The organism is Nonomuraea corallina (assembly GCF_027620315.1).
Taxonomy (GTDB): Bacteria; Actinomycetota; Actinomycetes; order Streptosporangiales; family Streptosporangiaceae; genus Nonomuraea; species Nonomuraea corallina.
The window spans coordinates 1-4,495 of the sequence record NZ_JAPNNL010000296.1 but is presented as its reverse complement, the minus strand read 5'-3'; the positions used below and the strand labels follow the sequence as shown (position 1 = coordinate 4,495).

Annotated in this window: 5 protein-coding genes; all 5 read left to right on the top strand. The window is 73.5% G+C overall.

All coding sequences use genetic code 11. The features are described from left to right. A partial coding sequence (locus OUY22_RS35835) for a (Fe-S)-binding protein (protein ID WP_270159766.1) occupies positions 1–712 on the top strand: 712 nt, incomplete at its 5' end. Positions 713–714: 2 nt separating this feature from the next. Then, positions 715–1,455: an IclR family transcriptional regulator gene (locus OUY22_RS35830; protein WP_408638257.1), complete on the top strand. Its 741-nt coding sequence runs from the start codon at positions 715–717 to the stop codon at positions 1,453–1,455. Positions 1,456–1,496: 41 nt separating this feature from the next. Next, positions 1,497–2,234, top strand: a complete 738-nt coding sequence (locus OUY22_RS35825; protein WP_270159764.1) for an IclR family transcriptional regulator — start codon at positions 1,497–1,499, stop codon at positions 2,232–2,234. Between the two features lie 3 nt (positions 2,235–2,237). Continuing rightward, positions 2,238–2,450, top strand: coding sequence for a DUF2277 domain-containing protein (locus OUY22_RS35820; RefSeq protein WP_270159763.1), 213 nt, complete (start codon positions 2,238–2,240; stop codon positions 2,448–2,450). A gap of 30 nt (positions 2,451–2,480) precedes the next feature. Next, positions 2,481–4,421 carry a hypothetical protein gene (locus OUY22_RS35815; RefSeq protein WP_270159762.1) on the top strand — a complete coding sequence of 647 codons (1,941 nt, stop codon included), beginning with the start codon at positions 2,481–2,483 and terminating at the stop codon, positions 4,419–4,421. Positions 4,422–4,495: the final 74 nt, after the last annotated feature.

The window sequence follows — 4,495 nt, the reverse complement described above, 5'->3', positions numbered from 1 at the left end:
GGCCGTGGTGGGCATGCTCACCGGGTGCGTGCAGGGCGAGTTCTTCCCGCAGGTGAACGCGGCCACCGCGCGGGTGCTCGCGCTGGAGGGCTGCGACGTGCTGATCCCGCCGGGGCAGGGCTGCTGCGGGGCGCTGAGCGTGCACGCCGGCCGGCCGGACCAGGCCAGGCGGCTGGCCCGGCGCACCGTCCGCGCCTTCCGCCGGGCGGGCGTCGACACGGTGGTGGTCAACGCGGCCGGCTGCGGCTCGTCCATGAAGGAGTACGGGGAGCTGCTCGGCGAGGAGCCGGGCTTCCGGGTGATGGACCTGTCGGAGTTCCTGGTCGCGCTGGGTCCGGTGGCCGAGCGGCATCCGCTGCCGGTGACCGTGGCCTACCACGACGCGTGTCACCTGGCGCACGCCCAGGGCATCCGCGCGCAGCCGCGTGAGCTGCTGCGCGGCATCCCCGGGCTGGAGCTGCGGGAGGTGCCCGACGCCGCGATCTGCTGCGGCTCGGCCGGCACCTACAACATCTTCCAGCCGGAGGCGGCCCGCGACCTGGGCGACCGCAAGGCCGAGGCGGTCGCCTCCACCGGGGCCGGGCTGCTGGTGTCGGCCAACCCGGGCTGCACCATGCAGATCGCCGCGGCGATGCGCCGCCGGGGGGCCGGGATCAGGGTGGCGCACACCGCCGAGGTGCTGGACGCGTCGCTGCGCGGGGTCGCCCTGTGAGCGTGCAGTCGGTCGAGCGGGCGCTCGACGTGCTGGAGGCGCTGGCCGAGTACGGCGGCGAGGCGGGCCTGTCGGAGATCGCCGCCCGCACCGGGCTGCCGTACGGGACCATTCACCGGCTGTTGCAGACCCTGCTGGCGCGCGGCTACGTGCGCCAGGAGTCCGATCGGCGCTACGCGCTGGGCGGCGGGCTGGTGCGGCTCGGCGGCGTGGCCGAGGGCATGGTCGGGGTATGGGCGCAGCCCCATCTGACGCGGATGGTGGAGCTGTCGGGCGAGACGGCCAACCTGGCGGTGCTCGAAGGCGACTTCATCGTCTACGTGGCGCAGGTGCCCTCGCCGCGCAGGCTGCGGATGTTCGCCGAGGTCGGCAGGAGGGTGCTGCCGCACAGCACGGCCGTGGGCAAGGTGCTGCTGGCCTGGCGGGCCGCCGAGGAGGCGGTCACGCTGCTGGAGCGCACCGGGATGCCCCGGCGCACGCCCAACACGATCACCGCCGCCCCGGCCATGCTCGACGAGCTCGGCCTGGTGCGCGACCGCGGCTACGCGCTCGACCTGGGCGAGGAGGAGCTGGGCGTGCACTGCCTGGCCGTGCCGGTGCGCGACGGCGAGCGGGTGGTGGCCGCGATGTCGGTGTCGGGCCCGGCCGACCGGATCGACGCCCTGGACCGCGACGAGCTGGCCCGCGGCATGCTGAAGATCGCCGACGCGTTCGGCGCGGAGCTCAGCCCGGCCGGAGGCTGAGGACCCCCGGCCCGTGCCTCGACGGATTAAGCTGTTGCGCTATGAGCAACAGCTCCGTGCAATCCGTCGACCGAGCCATCGCCATCCTGGAGATCCTCGCCCGCGAGGGGGCGACCCGCGTGACGGACCTGGCCTCGGAGCTGGAGGTGCACAAGTCCACCGCGTCCCGCCTGCTGGGCGCGCTGGAGCAGGGCGGGCTCGTGGAGCAGACCGGCGACCGGGGCCGCTACCGGCTCGGCGTCGGCGTGGTGCGGCTCGCCGGCGCCGCCACCAACCAGCTCGACCTGGCCAGGGAGAGCGGGCCGGTGTGCCGGCGGCTGGCCGAGGAGATCGGCGAGACGGTCAACGTCGCGGTGCCCCGCGACGGCGACGCCGTCAACGTCAGCCAGGTGCGCGGCCCGTCCGCGATCAGCGGACAGAGCTGGGTCGGCGCCCGCACGCCCGCGCACGCCACCTCCAGCGGCAAGGTGCTGATGGCGTTCGGCGCGCTGGCCGTGCCCGCCGAGCTGCGCCGGTTCACCCCGCAGACCATCACCGACGAGCGGCGGCTCGGGCTTGAGGAGATCGTCCGGCGTGGCTGGGCCACCGCGGTGGAGGAGCTGGAGCCGGGGCTGAACGCGGTCGCGGCCCCGATCAGGAACGTCGACGGCGCCGTCGTGGCCGCCGTGAGCGCGTCCGGGCCGTCCTACCGGCTGACCCCGCAGCGGCTGCCCGAGGTGGGCGAGCGCCTGGCCGGGGGTGCGCGGGAGATAAGCCGCCGTCTCGGCTATTACGGTTGAGACATGTGCCGAAGCATCAAGACCCTGCGCCCCCCGTACACCGAGGACGTCACCGAGGACGACGTGCGGGCGGCGGCGCTGCAGTACGTCAGGAAGATCTCCGGCTTCCGCTCCCCGGCCGCGCACAACGCCGAGGCGTTCGACCGGGCCGTGGAGACGATCACCCGGGCCTCCGAGGAACTGCTGGACTCGCTGCGAGTTCGCGGATCCCGTTGACAGGCCCGCCCGTCGGGAGAAGTGTCCGGTGTGAGCCACGACTCCAGGGGGGCGATCATGATCAGCGGGCGGTACGAGGGCCAGACCGGCGACGTGAAGCTGGCGCTCCGCGTCGACGTCGACGGGCCCGGGCCGACGGGCCGGGTGAGCGGAGACCTGTTCTCCACCGTGGGCGCGACCGTCACCTACGAGGGGTCCTTCGTGGTGCACGCGCCCGCCGTCACGGCGGAGGGCGACGAGACGCGGATCGAGGGGCGGGGGGAGTTCACGTTCGCGCCGCCTGACCGGCAGGTGCGCGTCACGATCGGCGACGGCCGCGGCACCGCCCACGTCGCCGGGCGGGCCTACCCGATCGCCTTCGCCTCGCCGCACTTCCGCGAGGTGGTGCTGGAGCAGGACTCGGTGGCCGGCGCCGTGCCGTTCGTCTCGTACCACACCGGCACGCTGGGCGGGGGCGGCGGATCGCCGGCGCGGGAGCTGGACGTGGCGCGGGCGTGGGCGGAGGCGGGCGTCGGGCTGACCGTGACCGAGCCCGGCGTTATCCCGGTGGACGGCTCCGGCCCCGACCTGGCGTGGGACGACGCCGAGCTGCACCACGCGATGACGCAGCAGTTCGGCCTGTTCGGCGACGCGCCGGCCTGGCGGGTGTGGCTGCTCGTGGCCAGCAGGCACGTGGGCGGCTACCGGGGCATCATGTTCGACTACAACGACGCGCACCAGCGGCAGGGCGCCGCCGTCTTCCACGACGCGATCAAGGGCGACTCGCCGGAGGCGCAGCGGGCCCAGTTACGCACGTACGTGCACGAGCTCGGGCACGCCTTCAACCTGCTGCACTCCTGGCAGAAGAACCTCGCCAGACCGCCCCAGCCGCTCGGCCCGCACGGCGGCTTCGGCGACCTGTCCTGGATGAACTACGTCCAGAACTACCGTCCCGGCGGCGAGGCGGGCTACTGGGCGGCGTTCCCGTTCCAGTTCACCGAAACGGAGCTGGTGCACCTGCGCCACGGCTTCTTCCGGGACGTCGCCATGGGCGCCAACGCGTTCGGCACCGGCGCGGCCGAGGCGGTCCCGTTCGAGCAGCCGATCGAGGACCACTCGGGGCTGCGGCTGGAGGCGCGGGCCAAGGAGTGGTTCGCCCTCGGCGAGCCGGTGGTGGTCGAGCTCAAGCTCTCCTGTACGGACGAGCCGCGCGTCACCCACGGCCACCTGCACCCCGACACGGAGTTCACCCAGGTCACGATCACCCAGCCGAGCGGCCGGACGGTGCTCTACCGGCCGATGATGCGCCACTGCGTCGACCGTTCCCCGCAGATCAGGCTCGACTCCGGCAACCCGGCCATGTACCGCAGCGCCTACATCGGCCACGGCCGCGACGGCCACTACTTCCAGCAGCCCGGCGAGTACCAGGTGCGCGCCCAGTACATCGCGGCCGACGGCTCGCGCGTGGTCTCCCCGCCCTGCCTGGTCCGGGTCCGCTACCCGGCCTCCGGCGACGACCACCGGGTGGCGGAGCTGATGCTGGGCGAGGACCAGGGCAAGCTGTTCTCACTGCTCGGCTCCGACTCGCCGGCGCTGAACTCGGGCAACCAGGCGCTGGACGAGCTGCTCGACCGGCACGGCGGCCACCCGCTGGCCGTCTACGCCCGGATGGTCAAGGGCCTCAACGCCGAGCGGGAGTTCAAGGCCATCGGCGCGGACAAGCGGCTGGCGATCCGGCCGCCCGACCCGAAGCAGGGCATCCAGCAGCTGGCGAAGGTCGCCGGGGCGGGCACGATCGACAACATCACGCTCAACATGGTGATGCGCCGCTGGGCCAGGGCGGAGGCCCGGCAGGGCGACCTGCCCAAGGCCAGGGCGGTCCTGGACCAGATGGTCGCGACCTTCCAGGCCAAGGGGGTCAACCCCATCATCATGGGCCAGATCAGGAAGCAGGCCGAGCTGACCTCGCAGGCGCTCAGTCTCGAGACATGACCGGCCGCCCGGCCTCGCAGCGCACCTTGATCTCGACGTCCTCGGCGCCCTCGGCGTCGGCGTCGAACTCCACC